Here is a 16,067-nt window from a genome sequence, read left to right as displayed (position 1 = left end):
CACTGAGACCAGCGAATATGCGCGTTCTGGTATAACATGGAGAAGGGTGCTAGGGACCGCGCTTAACAGTGACAGTAAAGGCAGGGATCACCATGACAGACGAAATCACGCGCGACAGCAACGGCACGCAATTGAATGACGGCGATACCGTCACGCTCATCAAAGATCTGAAGGTCAAAGGAACCTCGACCACGCTGAAGCGCGGCACGGTGGTCAAGGGCATTCGCCTGACCGGAAATCCCGCCGAAGTCGATTGCAGCACCAAACAGGTCAAGGGTCTGGTGCTGAGGACCGAGTTTCTGAAGAAGGCTTAAGTATCTGATCCAAAAGCCGCCATGCCGGTCTGCAAATGGCGATTTCTACGCTTCCGGTGCTCACGTACTTTGATGTACGCTGCGCTCCGGTTCTCGAAATCACCATTTTCGCGGCCTGCCGCTTTTTGATTCAGATACTGTGATTAAGCGTCGATCTCCACGCGACCGCGCGGACGGCTGCAACAGGCGAGAATGTAGCCTTCCGCGATTTCATCATCGCGAATGCCGCCATTGTGGTTCATCTCCGTCTCACCGCCGAGGCATTTCACCTTGCAGGTGCCGCAAATGCCGAATTCGCAGGCGCTCGGTATTTTCAGACCGCCATTGCGGGCGGCAAGCAGGATGGTGTCGTTTTCGGTGCATTCCACTTCGACGCCCGAAAGGCTGAACACCACGCTGGCCGCAGCCACGGCGGGCGCTGCCGGAGGGGCGGCAACTGCGGCAGGTGAGGCGGGCGCAAGTGCGCTCGGCACGGGCACCGACGAGATTTCGCTCGCGGGCTGGAAGCTCTCCTGATGATAATTGGCCATGTTGAAGCCGGATTGTTCCAGCAATCCGCGCACGCCGTTCATGAACGGCTCGGGGCCGCAGCAGAAGACCTTGCGATGCTGGAAATCCGGCGCCAGCAATTCGAGCCGCGCTCGGTCGATACGACCGTGCAGGCCCGGCCAGACATGCCGGGCGGAGGACTGCTCGACAATGAAGGCGAGCCGCATCGCATCCATACGACCGGAAAGCAGTTCCAGTTCCTTGCGGAAAATAATGTCGTCCGGTGTACGGGCGCAATTGATGAATGCTATGTCGGTTCCAGGAGCGCAGTCGAACAGCCAGCGGGTCATAGAAACCATCGGCGTGATGCCGGAACCAGCCGAGATGAACAGGTATTTTTCACTCGGATGATTGGCGAGCGAAAAGTCGCCATTCGGCCCGTAGGCCTTGATCTTCATCGGCGGGCGCAGATTGTCGAGCATCCAGCGGGTGCCGATGCTGTCCTTCTGCGCCTTGACCGTCACCGAAATATGGTAGGGCCGCGATGGTGTGGATGACAGCGTATAGGTTCTGAGCACAGGGCCAAGACCGTCCGCCCGCTCCAGCGGCAGTTCCAGCGTGACGAACTGGCCCGGCGTATAGCGGAACCAGTTACCTTCTTCGGTCCTGAACGAGAAGGTCATCACATCCGGCGCTTCTTCGATGGCCGAAATGCACTCCAGCATTTGCAGCCTGTCGTTCCACGGCAGCATCTCGTCCAGATATTTCAGAGGCTGCATGGCCTTCTCGCTTCTCAATTCGTATTTCGGTCTATGCCGATCAGGCCACGCGGCTAAGCTTGGCCGTTTCACCGCTGAGGCGCGGCGTCATCGTATTGGTGTACCATTCGAGGAACTGCATCACGCCGCCCTCATGCTCGACCGAGTAGGGGCCGGGCTGATAGGCGGGCGAGCGGATGCCGACGGCATTTTCCTCGACGATCTGCCGATCCTGATCATTGGTCTGTATCCACACATGGGTCAGTTCGTCCAGATCATAATCGACGCCCTCAACCGCATCCTTGTGCACCAGCCACTTGGTTGTGACGAGGGTTTCTTCAGCGCTGATCGGCAAAACGCGGAACGATATGGCGTGGTCGGCCATCAGATGGTTCCAGGTGGACGGATAATTGAAGAGCAGCATCGCGCCGATATTGGTGTCGCCTGCAACCTGATCGCTTAGCGGCTTCTTGACGGCGGCCTTGCCCGACATTGTATAGCTTACCGCATCGCGCAGAAGCGGAATGCGGGTGATGCGATGACGACCGTCTTCGGACATTTTGAATTCTGCCGGCAGGCCGGCGCTGGCGCAGTTCTTCCAGAGCTGGTTGATTTCCGGGTCTTCCATCACACCCTGAACGCCGGTCGCCGATGGCGCTTCGGGATAGGTGCGGCAGAGTTCCGGGTGGTTCGCGGCGCAGTGATAGCACTCGCGATTGTTTTCCCAGACCAGCTTCCAGTTGCCCTTTTCGATGATCGAGCTTTCGAAAGCGACCTTGGCGTCCTTGATATTGTGCGGCGCGAGATAGGGTTCGACCAGATTGCGGAAGGCGGTGAAATCCGGGGCTTCGTCGGCGACGCAGATATAGATATAGCCTGCGACCGTCTCGCAATGCACCTGCTTCAAACCATATTCGGCGGGCTTGAAATCCGGGCCAACCTGACGCGCGAAGAGCAAGCGTCCGTCCAGCTCATAGGTCCACTGGTGATAGGGGCAGACGAGCTTCGCCGCCGTGCCTTTCTCGGCAGAGCAGATGCGCGAGCCGCGATGACGGCAGGAATTGTGGAAGGCACGGATACCGCCCTGCGCATCGCGCACGATGACGACCGGATAGGCGCCAACCTGCACGGTCATGTAGGAGCCGGTCTTCGGCAGCTCGCAATCATGGCCGACAAACAGCCAGTCACGATAGAAGATGTTTTCCAGATCCAGCTTGTAAAAATCCGGATCGGTGTAAAACTTCTGCTCCAGGCTGAAATTGGGGTCGCGCCCGGACAAAAGCCCCAGCATTTCCCCCAGCACTTTATTGCGAACGTCCATCATCACGACCCTTGCTTCATCTTCGTTAGGATCGGCATTTGCTGTTCTCCCAGCGACCTTGGCCTGATCCGGTGTTCCCTTAGCCTTCCAGAAGCCCGGCTTTTGCCGCTACATCAATGGCTTGTTCGCTTCCGTTTCGGATTTCGAACTGGCTTCCGTTGTCATGATTCAATCACTGAAATGTCCTAAACGCGCATTGGGATGCGACATGGATTTCGCGTAAAGACGACACGCCAAAATGTCGCTTTTGCGGCAGGCAGTCAGGACAGCAAATATGCGTGACAGCTGACATGCAAAGCATTTCCGGGATTGCCAACAGGCCGAAAAGATAGTTACCACACGAACCAGACAGAAACTGTTTCATTCCATGGGAGGCCCAGAGGTCATGAAGCGCTCAGAAATCAATGATATTATCCGCGAAAGCGATGCGTTTATCCGCTCATTCGGCTATGTCATGCCGCCCTTTGCCTACTGGACCCCGGAAGAGCTGAAGCAGCGAACCGGCAGCGATGCCGCAGCCATCCGCGATGCGCGTCTGGGCTGGGATATTACGGATTACGGTCAAGGCAAGTTCAAGGACCTAGGCCTTTTCCTGTTTACGACACGCAACGGCAATGCCGATGACCTGAAGCGCGGCGGCGGCATGCTTTATGCCGAAAAGATCATGATCTCGCGCGAGAACCAGCTGTCGCCGATGCATCGCCATGTGGTGAAGGCTGAAGATATCATCAATCGCGGTGGCGGCACGCTGGTGCTGGAACTGTTCAATTCGCTGCCGGACGGCAGTGTGGATGAGCATTCCGATGTTACGGTCGCGACCGACGGTCGTCTTGTGACGCAGAAGGCGGGCGCGCATCTGAAACTGTCGCCCGGTGAAAGCGTGACGCTTCTGCCCGGCAACTGGCATGCTTTCTGGGGCGAGGGCGGCGACGTGCTGATTGGTGAAGTTTCGACCGTCAATGACGACCTCACCGATAATATTTTCCGCGAGCCGATTGGCCGCTTTTCGAATATTGAAGAAAACGAAAAGCCGCTGCATCTGCTGGTCTCTGACTACGACAAGTGGCTCTAAGCCAAACTGAAGGACTGAACATATGAAGCTGGCGATGATCGGAACGGGCTATGTGGGTCTGGTTTCGGGCGTGTGTTTTGCCGAATTCGGCTTCCACGTCACCTGCGTCGACAAGAACCCGTCGATCATCGAACGCCTTGAGGCGGGCAAGGTCACGATCTTTGAGCCGGGCCTCGATGAACTTCTGACCCGCAACATTCGTGACGAACGGCTGGATTTCAGCACCGATCTTGCGACAAGCGTGGCCGATGCCGATGTGATCTTCATCGCTGTCGGCACGCCGTCGCGGCGCGGCGACGGCGAGGCGGACCTGCAATATATCGAGGCGGCGGCGGATGAAATCGCGGCAGCGATGAAGCCCGACGCCGTTGTTGTCATCAAGTCCACAGTCGTCGTCGGCACCAATGCGCGTATCCGCGACCGTATTGCCGCAGCACGCCCCGGTGTGCCTTTCTCCATGGTTTCCAATCCGGAATTCCTGCGCGAAGGCTCGGCCATCGAGGATTTCATGCGGCCCGACCGCGTTGTGGTGGGCGTTGAGGACGAGCGTGGCAAGGCTGCGATGCAGCGCCTCTATCGCCCGCTTTATCTGCGCGAGACGCCGATGGTCGTCACCTCGCTCGAAAATGCCGAGATCATCAAGTATGCCGCCAATGCGTTTCTGGCCATGAAGGTCACCTTCATCAATCAGGTGGCGGATTTGTGCGAGAAGACCGGCGGCAATGTGCAGGAAGTCGCGCGCGCCATCGGTATGGATAACCGCATCGGCTCCAAATTCCTCCATGCGGGACCGGGCTTCGGCGGCTCATGCTTTCCGAAGGATACGCGTGCTTTTGCCGCCACCGGCAAGCGTTACGACGCGCCGCAATCGCTGATCGAGGAAGTGATCGCCATCAACGAAACGCGCAAGCAGTCGATGGCAGAGCGGATCGTTTCCGCAGCGAAGGAAAGCGGCGCTGCGACGGTTGCGGTTCTGGGCATCGCGTTCAAGCCGAATACTGACGATATCCGCGAATCTCCGGCCCTGGATATCGTGACCGCGATCCAGAAGGCAGGCATTTCGGTGCGCGCGCACGACCCCGAGGCGATGGAAGCCGCCAAGGCCGTTCTGCCGGATGTGATCTGGTGCAACTCAGCCTATGAGGCAGCGGAAGGGGCTGGCGTGGTGGCGCTTCTGACAGAATGGAACGCCTATCGGGCGCTGGACCTGAAGCGCGTCGCAAAAGCGATGGCTGGCAACGTGCTGATCGATTTGCGCAATGTCTATAAGGCGGAAGACATCGCCGATACTGGCCTCGACTACCGTTCGGTAGGGCGCCAGCTGAAAAGCTGATCACGGGGCGAGTTATTCGCTCGCCACGATCCGCTTCTTTTCATTGGCGATAAGCCAGAGATTGCGGACATAGACCAGCAGGCCGAAACCCTGTCCAGCAATGAAAACCGGGTCTTTGCGCTGGACCGCATAGATCAGCAGCAATGCGCCGCCGAACAGCGAGAAAAACCAGAACGCCACTGGCATGACACTGCGTTTGGCTTTTTCGGAAGCCAGCCATTGCACGACGAAGCGCATGGTGAAGCAAGCCTGTGCGACGAAGCCGAGCACGATCCAGCCATCCCACTGCGCGATGAAGACTTCGTGCAGCCACTGCGACAGGCTGTTGAAAATATCAGTCATGGGTAATCTCCGTCACGCGCGGCACGACCTTGCGGCGCTTGCGCAGCCACCAGACGCCGTAAAGATCGAGTATGCCACGCAGTCCGCGATCAAGGATGCCGTAATTGGATTTGCCATGGCGGCGTTCGCGGTCAACCACATCCACATGCACGACATCGAAACCTTCGCGCAGCGCCAGCGACGGCAGATAGCGATGCCAGCCGTCGAAGAACGGCAGCTGACGGAACAGGTCGGTATGCAGCGCCTTGAGGCCGCAACCGGAGTCGCGCGTCTTGTCCTTCAGGATCGCGCCACGCAGATTATTGGCGAAGCGGGACGACATTTGCTTCAGCTTGGTATCGGTGCGCTTCAGACGCTGGCCAGCGGCAATGCCGTAGCCTTCGCCCGCCTCAACCAGCGCATCGACCAGAACCGGCAGATAGGCCGGGTCGTTCTGGCCGTCGCCATCCATCGTCACCACAATCTTGCCGCGCGCGGCAAAAACACCGGAACGCACTGCAGCACTCTGGCCGGATGAACGGTCATGGCGCAGATGGCGCAGCGGCTTGCCTGCATGGATGCGCCGGGCGATGACGTCGCTGGTCGAATCCGTCGAGCCGTCATCCACGACAATCACTTCATAGGCGCGGCCCTGCATCGCGGAATCCACCTCATCCAGCAGAAAGGCGAGATTGTCCGCCTCGTTGCGGCAGGGGATGACCACAGAAATTGTCGGTGTTTCCACGCAGAGTGTTCCTTCGTTCCTTGCGCTATTTTTCAAGCGCAGGCTCCATTTTCATTGTCTGGAGCTCCGATATTCGCGCAAGCCGCGCCAATTTTTGATCAGCATTAGCTTTTCCCGAAACCGGCAATGGCTTTCGGGGCCGATGCTCTAGCACTGAATACCCGGCGAAGCCAAGATGCTTCAAGAAATCGTGAGCCGAGCTCGATACAGAAGATAATAGCCGCTTTTTAACTGGACATGGTTGAAGACGGAAGGGTCTCCGCCAGCCAATCCAGAAATTTCTGTGTTACGTCGTCCCGGTTGATCTCATTCAGGCTTTCGTGGCGGGTGTCGGGCAGGATCGTGCAGGTGACCCGCGTGAATCCCATACGCCGCATCCGCTCCGCCAGTCGCGCGACGGCAGCGCCTTTGGCAGTAGCGGGGTCTTCGCTGCCGCCCACCAGATGAAAGGGCAGGCTGCGCGGGATGTTGCCGAAGGTGCGATCATCCGCGCCGCGTGCGGTCATGTGCACGAGATCGAGCCACAGCGATACAGTCGCATCGAAGCCGCAAAGCGGATCGGCGACATAGGCATCGACCTCCGCTGGATCGCGCGACAGCCAGTCGAAGGGCGTGCGATGGCCGGGGATGGAGCGGCCCCATGCACGAAAGGTCAGTTTTGGCAGCAGGCTGCTCGGAACATCGGACCCTTTCAGCATGCGCTCCATATAAAGAAGAGCTGCAGCGGCTTTGGCTTCAAGGCCGCCGTCGAAATTGGCATTCCAGATCGCAGCGGCATCCACCGTGTCGGAATGGTCCAGCACATAGTTCAGCGCGATCAGGCCGCCCATCGAATGGCCGAACAGCACCACCGGCAATCCGGGGTGCTCAAGATAAATATGGCGGTTCAGCGCCAGAACATCCTCGATCGCCACATCATGGCCTTGCTTTTGTGAAAACATTCCTCTCGGTGCATGGGCGCCGATATTCACGCCGTGTCCACGGTGGTCGTGCGCATAGACATGATAGCCAGCCTGTGCCAGCGCGTATGCGAACCGCCGATAGCGCGCGGAATGTTCCGCAAGCCCGTGGCAGATTTGAACGACCGCGCGTGGTGCGTCGGCAAGCGCGTTTCGAAACGGCAGTTGCGTCGCGTCGGACAAGGAGAGGTGATGGACGGTTTCAAACGACATTTCACCATCTGATTTTATGCCGCGCAAATAGTCAATTCCCCGGTTGGGCACGATATTAAAAGAGGCATGACAACGTTGTATGAGGGAATTTTAGGCAAAAGCTTTTTTTGTGCAAATTCTGCTTGAAATGCGGAAAAAGCTGGGCAAATCTAGCTTCAACGGGGAAATACAGGGGCTTTGACGGTTATAAAAGGCGTCATTTAGAGAAATTCAAGCCATCATTTGCAGGCCGTCCGATGAAAGGGAGGAAACTTTCGCGGACGGTGGCCAGAGGGGAAACCGGGTGACGGAAATATCCGCGCCCGGTTTCATTCTTTTAAGCTCAATTTTTGAAGCGTGTGCTGCCGGGGGCCATGCCTCAATCGGCATATTTGTTTTGCGTGATGGCGTTTGCGTCCGCTCACTATTTGGCCTACATACGCGTCAGCAATTTCCGCGCGGCTCGGCTTCGTTTGGACCGCCCGCGCTTTCCAACCAGTGGAGACGACGCGCTTTATGGCACGCCAATTCATCTATCATATGTCCGGGCTGAACAAGGCCTACGGCGCCAAGAAGGTTATCGAAAACCTTCACCTGTCATTCTATCCCGATGCGAAGATCGGTATTCTCGGTCCCAACGGTGCCGGTAAGTCGACCATCCTCAAGATCATGGCCGGTCTCGACAAGGAATATACCGGCGAAGCCTGGCTCGCAGACGGCGCCACTTGCGGCTATCTCGCGCAGGAACCGCATCTCGACCCGGACAAGACCGTCCTCGGCAATGTGATGGAAGGTGTGGCTGCGAAGACAGCCATTCTCGACCGTTACAACGAGTTGATGATGAACTATTCTGATGAAACCGCCGACGAAGGTGCGGCGCTTCAGGATATCATCGACAGCCAGAACCTCTGGGATCTGGAAAGCCAGGTTGAAATGGCAATGGAAGCGCTGCGCTGCCCGCCAGCCGACGCCGATGTTACCAAGCTTTCGGGTGGTGAACGTCGCCGTGTTGCGCTTTGCAAGCTGCTGCTGTCGAAGCCTGACTTGCTGCTGCTCGACGAACCGACCAACCACCTTGACGCTGAAACCACCGCATGGCTGGAAAAGCATCTGCGCGAATATCAGGGCGCTGTCCTGCTCATCACGCATGATCGCTACTTCCTCGACAATGTAACCGGCTGGATTCTCGAACTCGATCGCGGTCGCGGCATTCCTTACGAAGGCAATTACTCGGCTTATCTCGAAGCCAAGGCCAAGCGTATGATTCAGGAAGGACGTGAAGAAGATTCGCGCCAGAAAGCGCTTGAGCGCGAACGCCAGTGGATTGCGGCAAGCCCGAAAGCTCGACAGGCCAAATCGAAAGCCCGTATCAAGGCTTATGATCAGCTGGTCGAAGCTGCGGAAAACCAGCGTCCGGGCGATGCCCAGATTCTGATCCCGGCAGGCGAGCGTCTCGGTCAGGTGGTTATTGAAGCGGAAGGTCTGACAAAGTCGTTTGGCGATCGCATGCTGATCGAAAACCTGACCTTCAAGCTGCCTCCCGGTGGCATTGTTGGTGTTATCGGCCCGAACGGTGCCGGTAAGTCGACGCTGTTCAAGATGATCACCGGTCAGGAAAAGCCGGATTCCGGTTCGATCCGCATCGGCGACACGGTTCATCTCGGTTACGTCGATCAGAGCCGCGATCATCTCGATCCGAACAAGAATGTCTGGGAAGAAATTTCCGGTGGCAACGACATCATCAAGCTCGGCAAGTTTGAAATGAACTCGCGCGCTTATTGCGGCGCGTTCAACTTCAAGGGTGGCGATCAGCAGGCTAAGGTCGGCAATCTGTCCGGTGGTCAGCGCAACCGCGTGCATCTTGCCAAGATGCTCCAGGCAGGCGGCAACGTTCTGCTGCTCGACGAACCGACCAACGATCTTGATACGGAAACACTGGCAGCGCTCGAAGACGCGCTTGAAAAATACGCTGGTTGCGCCGTTATCATCTCCCACGATCGTATGTTCCTCGATCGTCTGGCAACGCATATTCTCGCTTTCGAAGGCGACAGCCATGTCGAATGGTTCGAAGGCAATTTCGAGGATTATGAAGCGGATAAGGTCCGTCGTCTCGGACCGGAAAGCGTCAACCCGAAGCGGGTGACGTATAAGCCGCTGACAAGGTAATGATTTTAAGGCCGGTGCATCGCACCGGCCTTTTCATTTGATGAAAGGAAAGACGATGAAAGACTGGTCCGCAAAACAGTATCTGAAATTCGAAGATGAACGCAGCCGCCCGGCGCGCGATCTTCTGGCGCAGATACCTCTGGCAACACCGCGCAAGGTGGTGGATATCGGCTGCGGACCCGGCAATTCAACCGAGCTTCTGGTCGAGCGCTGGCCGGACGCGCAGATTTCGGGCTTCGACACCTCGCCGGATATGATCGACAAGGCGAAGGCGCGTTTGCCGGATGTCGAGTTCTTCATCAGCGATGCCGCCAGTTTCGAGCCGGACGCCGAAACGGACGTGCTGTTCTCCAATGCCGTCTTTCAATGGCTGCCAGACCATATCGAGCAATTGCAGCGGCTTTTGTCCTTGATGCAACCCGGCGCATTTCTGGCGATCCAGATGCCCGACAATATGGGCGAGCAAACCCATATCGGGATGCGCGACGTTGCCAAGACTGCGCCTTTTGCAGCCAAGATCGGCACGACGGGCAGGGGGCCTTTGCCGCCGGTCGCGACTTATTACGACGCTTTCGCTGGCGATGCGGCGCGGATCGATATCTGGCACACGATCTATAATCACCCGCTGGCGGGCGTGGATGCCATCGTGGAGTGGGTCAAGGGCACGGGTCTCAGGCCATTCCTCGACCCGCTGGATGCGGACGAGCAGGCGGCCTATCTTGCAGCCTATAAGGAGCGCATCACCCCGCACTATCCGACGACTCGCGACGGCAAGGTGCTGCTTCGATTCCCGCGTATTTTCATGCTCGTCCAGAAGCGATAATCATGCCGAAACCGGCTACTACACGGGGATGTGATTGACGCTCGCCGGGGCAGCGGTCGGGCGCATTTATAATTTTTCCAATTATTTCAAAGAACTGCGACGGATGATGGCAGGTGGATCGCCATCGTCCGCCTTGCTATTGGTTACAAGTCAATAGATTGCATGCAAATGATTTTGCTCCTATGGTCTGATCGCATTCTGGAACCGATGCTAATTTAGTAAGTTAGCAGGCATCCTTATAACGCTGCGCTTCATCCAAAATTTTCGCTGTCGTTCGATGTGGGTAACAGAATCCGCTTTTGGGAGTTTTCAACATGAGCAATGCAAATACGCATGTCGATGCCAATGGCGAGTTCGAAGCGGCGCATGACGCCCACGATACACGCCGTCGCGTCTATGCGATTGTGGCCAGCGCCTCGGGCAATCTGGTCGAATGGTATGATTTCTATGTTTATTCGTTTGGTGCGCTTTACTTCGCGTCGCAGTTTTTCCCCGCTGAAGATCAGACCAGTCAGCTTTTGAATGCGGCTGCGATTTTCGCAGCAGGCTTTCTGATGCGCCCGATTGGCGGCTGGTTGTTCGGTCGTATCGCCGACAAGCTGGGTCGCCGCACATCGATGCTGATTTCCGTCACCATGATGTGTTTCGGCTCGTTTGCCATCGCCATCCTGCCGACCTATGCATCGATTGGCGTGCTGGCACCGGTGCTGTTGCTGATCGTGCGTCTGTTGCAGGGCCTTTCGGTCGGTGGCGAATATGGCACCACGGCAACCTATATGAGTGAAGTGGCGCTTGCAGGCCGTCGCGGCTTCTTCTCGTCGTTTCAATATGTCACGCTGATTGGTGGCCAGCTTCTGGCCGTGCTGGTGATCGTGCTTCTCCAGTTCTTGCTGACGTCTGAACAGCTTCACGCCTGGGGCTGGCGCATCCCGTTTGCAATTGGTGGTCTCGCGGCCATCGTGGCGCTCTTTTTGCGCCGCACGCTGCATGAAACGACCACGGAAGAAACCCGCAACAGCAAGGCTGCCGGCAGCTTCGCCACCATCTGGAAGCATCATCGCAAGGCGTTTCTGGTTGTTGTCGGCTTCACGGCAGGCGGTTCGCTCGCCTTCTATACGTTCACAACCTATATGCAGAAATATCTGGTCAACACGGCCGGCATGAGCAAGGAAACCGCCAGCGAAACCATGACCTTCGTGCTGCTGGCCTATATGCTCATGCAGCCGCTATTCGGCGCCTTGTCCGACAAGCTCGGCCGCAAGACCATGATGATCGGCTTTGGCGGCATCTCGATCTTGACCACGATCCCGTTGATGACATTGATTGGCTCGGTGCAGAGCTCGACCATGGCTTTCATCTATATCGTGATCGCGCTGGCCGTGGTGAGCATGTACACCTCCATCAGCGGCATCGTGAAAGCCGAGCTTTTCCCGGCGGAAGTGCGCGCCCTTGGCGTCGGTTTTTCCTACGCCATCGCCAATGCGATCTTTGGCGGCACGGCGGAATATGTCGCGCTGTGGTTCAAACAGCAGGGCATGGAAAGCGGCTTCTTCTGGTACGTGACCATCATGATGGTCATCGTGTTTGCGGTCAGCATCTTCATGCCGAACCCGCGTAAGCACGGTTATCTGCAGGGGCATGGGTCCGTCGATTAAACGGGCCGAGGTTCTCTAGGATCAAGACGCCGCCTCCGGGCGGCGTTTTTACATCTCCACGGCTTCGTCGTCTTCCGGCGACAGAAGCCGTGTCGCGCGCCATTCCGTCAGCTTTGAGTTGATCGCGTCTAGCACAAAGAAGCGCGCGGAATCCTTGTCATATCCGTCATCGCGCAGCGTATCATAATCCGTATGGGCGTGGCGCACATGCGCCACGGTGGCAAGCCAGACCGCCGTGGACGGCGGCAGCGTCTTCATATGCGGGGCGAGAGCCGCCGCTCTGATCGGTTCCGAATCCGAATAGGGAACTGCCGGAAGCAGCAATGTGAGCGATTTGGCGATTGCCTTTTGACGCGTTGTGCCCGCACGCATGGCGCTTTCCTTTCCCGCACTCGCTGTGAACGAATCCCCAGTTCCCTTTCATTCTGCCATGAAAAGCACTTGCATAGGAATGCCTTTCCATATAAACATATCTTTATATGTTTTTGAGCGGAGCCAAGGTTGTGCCGCAACGGAAGAGCTGAGGACATGGCCGGTTTGCAATTGCAACTCGATCAGATGGTGGATGTGTTGAAGGCGGTGGCAGAGCCAAGCCGTCTGCGCATTCTGGCGCTTCTGGCGCGGGGCGACCTGACAGTTTCCGATCTGACGACAATTCTCGGCCAGTCGCAGCCGCGTGTATCGCGCCATCTCAAGCTGTTGGGCGAAGCCGATCTCATCGACCGCTATCAGGAAGGGGCATGGGCCTATTTCCGGCTGGCGGATAATGCGATCAGCGGCGATCTGGCGCGTGGCTTGCTGGCGCGGCTCGACCGCTCTGATGCGCTGGTCGAGCGCGATCAGGAGCGGCTTTCGCAGGTCAAATCCAGCCGTCAGGAAAAAGCCGCGGCCTATTTCAGCGCCAATGCTGGCAGCTGGGGCGAAATCCGCAAGCTGCATGTTTCCGAAAATGCGGTCGAAACCGCCCTCAAGAAGATCGTCGGCGAAAAGCCGTTTCAGGCCATGCTCGATGTCGGGACCGGCACCGGGCGCCTGCTGGAGCTTTTCGCGCCGCTTTATGCGCGCGGTCTCGGCATCGATATCAATCGCGACATGCTGGCGGTGGCACGGGCCAATCTCGATCTTGCCGCCATCGGCAATGCTCAGGTGCGCCAAGGCGATGTTTATGCCCTGCCGGTCGAACGCGAAAGCTTCGATCTGGTGACGATCCATCAGGTGCTGCACTTTCTGGACGATCCGCTTTCGGCAATCCGTGAAGGCGCGCGTGCGCTGCGCCCGGATGGTCGTTTGCTGATCGTGGATTTTGCGCCGCATACGCTCGAATTCCTGCGCGAAGACCATGCGCATTTGCGCCTTGGCTTCAGCGACGAGCAGATGCTGAGCTGGATGAAGGAAGCGGGCCTTGAGCCTGAAAAGACGCTGGAATTAAGCCCGAAAGGCGCAAGCGGAGATGAGGGGCTGACCGTCAAGCTTTGGCTTGCACGTGATCCGCGTCTTCTCATTGCCGATCCGGCAACGAATGAATCAAGCATGACGGAGACAGTGTGATGGGTTTTTATGGTCTTTCCCGCCGACCGGATGTCGGCCAGACCACCCGGGTATCGTTCGAATTCTTTCCGCCCAAATCGGAAGAAATGGAACAGCGCCTCTGGGAAACGGTCACACGGCTGGCACCGCTACAGCCGGAGTTCGTCTCGGTCACCTATGGCGCGGGTGGTTCCACCCGTGAGCGCACGATACGGACGGTGGCGCGTATCCTGAAAGAAACCGACATCAAACCTGCGGCGCATCTGACCTGTGTGGATGCAACACGTGAGGAAGTCGACCGCGTGGTGCGCGAGTTCGCCGATCTTGGCGTGAGCCGCTTCGTGGCGCTGCGCGGTGATCCGGCAGCGGGCATCGGTGAAAAATATGTGCCGACAACCGGCGGTTATCTGAATGGTGCCGATCTGGTCGGCGGCCTGCGTCAGATTGCGGATTTCGACATTTCGGTTTCCGCCTATCCGGAAAAGCATCCGGAAAGCCCGGATTTCGCGACCGATATCGACATGCTGAAGCGCAAGGTCGATGCTGGCGCCACCCGCGCCATCACGCAGTTCTTCTTCGAGAACGATCTTTATGAGCGTTATGTCGAGCGCGTGCGCCGGGCGGGGATTTATATCCCGATCGTTCCGGGTGTTCTGCCGGTGCATAATTTCAAGCAGGTCAAAAATTTCTGCGCCCGTTCGGCGACGCATATTCCGGCCTGGCTGGCAGAGCGTTTCGACGGGCTGGAAAACGACCCGCAGACGCATCAGCTCGTGGCTGCGGCCATCGCCGCCGAACAGGTGATGGATCTGATCGAGCGCGGTGTGCAGGATTTCCATTTCTATACGATGAACCGCGCCGATCTGCCCTATGCGATCTGCCATATGATTGGCATTCGCCCGAAGACGGAAGCGGTGCTGGAGCCTGCCTGAAAATAAAGAAAGCCCGCCGAAATGGCGGGCTTTCTGTTTCTTGCGAGACCGGTCTATCCTCGAAACCCGTGTCGCCGTAATGGTCTGATGCGTCTGCTTTACGGTATGACGCCTGCTATCAACGCTGCAACAAATGCAAATGCTGCACAGATCATGAGGACATTCAAAGATCGTGTCAGTCCCATCGGTCTGTCTCCTTCATATGCGCCAGACAAGCGTCCGGTGCGCGCTGGTAGAGACTGGAATCTAAGCGCAAAAAGCCGAGAACAAAAGAAGATTTCGTGCTGCAACCTGGCGTGATTGCGAAAAAAACCTTCTGTTTACCACCTAAGTTATTGAAATTTTTGACCTGAAAAATCTGTTCACATTTCATGAAAAAGACACAGAACTGCCAGGTTTTACAGGGAAATAGCCACAATTCCCACAATCCGCTCCTACAATGCGCCTATGCGAAATCCCGCTTTTTATCAGCGGATCAAAGCCAGATAGGCGGAGAGTGTTACCACCGAAATTACCGTCGAATAGAGAATGACGTTGGAGGTGATGGCCGCCTCGCGCCGGTAATGTTCGGCGAGCATGAAAGGGCCGGTGCCCGTCGGCAAGGCGGCGAGAAGGGCGGCACTTTCCGCCATCAGCGGCGGCAATCCGAAGACATACACCGCGAGCAGCCATGTGGCGAGCGGCTGGAGGATCAGCTTGATCGACACGAGGAATGCAATGGCGTTGACGCTTTCGCGTTCGACCTTGCGCGATTGCGCGAGGAACAGGCCAAGCGCCACGAGCGCGCAGGGCGATGCTGCGCCGCCGAGCATTTTCAGGAAAGTTTCGGCGGGGGCGGGGATCGTCAGCCCGAGGAAAGAAAACATCGCGCCAAGCGCCGGTGCAAAAAGCAGCGGATTGCGGATAAGCGAGCGGACGACTTTCCAGACGAGATGAAACGGCTTCTTCTCGGTTTGCAGGCCGATCTCGATCAGCACGATTGCAAAGGCGAAAGTCACGCAAACGGTGATGATGATGGAAATGGTGGTTGCGGCCAGAACGCCGGAACCGAAAGCGATCATCGACAGCGGAATGCCCATATAGCCGGTATTGGGATAGGCGGCATTGAGGCCGTCCAGCGCGGTGTCGGCAAGCGGCAGCTTTCCGCGCAGCCGCACCAGAAAGGGCAGGACGAAGGCGACGGCGCTGCTCAAGAGGAAGACGGCGATGAAGCCCGGTTGCCAGAGTTCGCTGCCATGGGTGTTGGCCATAATGTCGAACAGCAGCGCAGGCAGCGCCAGATAAACCACGAAGCGGTTCAGCTCTGCTATGGCGTGCGGTCCCAGTATTTTCAGCTTGAACGCCCCCCAGCCGGAAAAAATCAGCGCAAATACGGGCAGGACGACGATCAGGGTGGTAAGCATGAGGCAGGCATTCGCAGTCAGGGTGTCGGAAAGGAAAAGGCGCGGGGATTAGCCCGC

General features: G+C 57.4%; 15 protein-coding genes. 8 read left to right on the top strand and 7 right to left on the bottom strand.

Annotated features, from left to right (window positions below; genetic code table 11):
- Positions 1–92: 92 nt before the first annotated feature.
- Complete coding sequence (locus ABWW11_RS09015; RefSeq protein ID WP_109369441.1) at positions 93–314, top strand: alkylphosphonate utilization protein; 222 nt, start codon at positions 93–95, stop codon at positions 312–314.
- Positions 315–457: 143 nt separating this feature from the next.
- Here ABWW11_RS09015 and ABWW11_RS09010 read toward each other — a convergent pair whose 3' ends face one another.
- Together ABWW11_RS09010 and ABWW11_RS09005 are read right to left on the bottom strand one after the other, a co-directional pair.
- Positions 458–1,582, bottom strand: a complete 1,125-nt coding sequence (locus ABWW11_RS09010) for an FAD-binding oxidoreductase (protein ID WP_109369440.1) — start codon at positions 1,580–1,582, stop codon at positions 458–460.
- Positions 1,583–1,622: 40 nt separating this feature from the next.
- Positions 1,623–2,882, bottom strand: a complete 1,260-nt coding sequence (locus tag ABWW11_RS09005; protein WP_109370267.1) for an aromatic ring-hydroxylating oxygenase subunit alpha — start codon at positions 2,880–2,882, stop codon at positions 1,623–1,625.
- Positions 2,883–3,267: 385 nt separating this feature from the next.
- On the opposite strand from ABWW11_RS09005, the gene ABWW11_RS09000 reads away from it, so the two are divergent.
- Together ABWW11_RS09000 and ABWW11_RS08995 are read left to right on the top strand one after the other, a co-directional pair.
- On the top strand, positions 3,268–3,954 hold the full coding sequence (locus ABWW11_RS09000; protein WP_109369439.1) for a D-lyxose/D-mannose family sugar isomerase: 687 nt from the start codon (positions 3,268–3,270) through the stop codon (positions 3,952–3,954).
- 22 nt (positions 3,955–3,976) lie between these two features.
- Positions 3,977–5,287 carry a UDP-glucose dehydrogenase family protein gene (locus ABWW11_RS08995; RefSeq protein WP_121536430.1) on the top strand — a complete coding sequence of 437 codons (1,311 nt, stop codon included), beginning with the start codon at positions 3,977–3,979 and terminating at the stop codon, positions 5,285–5,287.
- Between the two features lie 12 nt (positions 5,288–5,299).
- On the opposite strand, the gene ABWW11_RS08990 is transcribed toward ABWW11_RS08995, so the two are convergent.
- The 3 genes from ABWW11_RS08990 to ABWW11_RS08980 all read right to left on the bottom strand — a co-directional run bounded on the left by ABWW11_RS08990 (position 5,300) and on the right by ABWW11_RS08980 (position 7,525).
- Entirely contained in the window at positions 5,300–5,629 is a 330-nt protein-coding gene (locus ABWW11_RS08990) for a lipid-A-disaccharide synthase N-terminal domain-containing protein (protein ID WP_109369437.1), read from the bottom strand.
- Complete coding sequence (locus ABWW11_RS08985; RefSeq protein ID WP_121536428.1) at positions 5,622–6,353, bottom strand: glycosyltransferase family 2 protein; 732 nt, start codon at positions 6,351–6,353, stop codon at positions 5,622–5,624. Before ABWW11_RS08985 ends, ABWW11_RS08990 begins: the two co-directional genes overlap by 8 nt.
- Positions 6,354–6,580: 227 nt before the next feature.
- On the bottom strand, positions 6,581–7,525 hold the full coding sequence (locus ABWW11_RS08980) for an alpha/beta fold hydrolase (RefSeq protein ID WP_109369435.1): 945 nt from the start codon (positions 7,523–7,525) through the stop codon (positions 6,581–6,583).
- Between the two features lie 495 nt (positions 7,526–8,020).
- Here ABWW11_RS08980 and ettA point away from each other — a divergent pair, with 495 nt between their 5' ends.
- From ettA to ABWW11_RS08965, 3 genes are all read left to right on the top strand, one after another.
- The gene (ettA, locus tag ABWW11_RS08975) at positions 8,021–9,670 is read left to right on the top strand and encodes an energy-dependent translational throttle protein EttA (RefSeq protein ID WP_121536424.1); all 1,650 of its coding nucleotides are present in this window, start codon (positions 8,021–8,023) and stop codon (positions 9,668–9,670) included.
- 55 nt (positions 9,671–9,725) lie between these two features.
- Complete coding sequence (tam, locus tag ABWW11_RS08970) at positions 9,726–10,493, top strand: trans-aconitate 2-methyltransferase (protein ID WP_109369433.1); 768 nt, start codon at positions 9,726–9,728, stop codon at positions 10,491–10,493.
- 314 nt (positions 10,494–10,807) lie between these two features.
- Positions 10,808–12,148 carry an MFS family transporter gene (locus ABWW11_RS08965; protein WP_109369432.1) on the top strand — a complete coding sequence of 447 codons (1,341 nt, stop codon included), beginning with the start codon at positions 10,808–10,810 and terminating at the stop codon, positions 12,146–12,148.
- 48 nt (positions 12,149–12,196) lie between these two features.
- On the opposite strand, the gene ABWW11_RS08960 is transcribed toward ABWW11_RS08965, so the two are convergent.
- Positions 12,197–12,520: a DUF2293 domain-containing protein gene (locus ABWW11_RS08960; protein WP_109369431.1), complete on the bottom strand. Its 324-nt coding sequence runs from the start codon at positions 12,518–12,520 to the stop codon at positions 12,197–12,199.
- A 156-nt stretch (positions 12,521–12,676) separates the two neighbouring features.
- Between ABWW11_RS08960 and ABWW11_RS08955 the strand changes: the two genes are divergently transcribed.
- Both ABWW11_RS08955 and metF read left to right on the top strand, forming a co-directional pair.
- Complete coding sequence (locus ABWW11_RS08955; RefSeq protein ID WP_109369430.1) at positions 12,677–13,696, top strand: ArsR/SmtB family transcription factor; 1,020 nt, start codon at positions 12,677–12,679, stop codon at positions 13,694–13,696.
- Positions 13,696–14,607, top strand: a complete 912-nt coding sequence (gene metF, locus ABWW11_RS08950; protein WP_109369429.1) for a methylenetetrahydrofolate reductase [NAD(P)H] — start codon at positions 13,696–13,698, stop codon at positions 14,605–14,607. Before ABWW11_RS08955 ends, metF begins: the two co-directional genes overlap by 1 nt.
- Before the next feature lie 467 nt (positions 14,608–15,074).
- Here the strand turns inward: metF and ABWW11_RS08945 are convergent, their stop codons facing one another.
- Positions 15,075–16,010: an AEC family transporter gene (locus ABWW11_RS08945; protein WP_319081105.1), complete on the bottom strand. Its 936-nt coding sequence runs from the start codon at positions 16,008–16,010 to the stop codon at positions 15,075–15,077.
- Between the last annotated feature and the right edge of the window lie 57 nt (positions 16,011–16,067).

Origin of the sequence: Brucella sp. NBRC 113783 (assembly GCF_040372265.1) — a bacterium.
In the GTDB taxonomy this organism is placed as follows: Bacteria; Pseudomonadota; Alphaproteobacteria; order Rhizobiales; family Rhizobiaceae; genus Brucella; species Brucella teleogrylli.
This window is presented reverse-complemented; position numbering and strand designations above follow the sequence as displayed.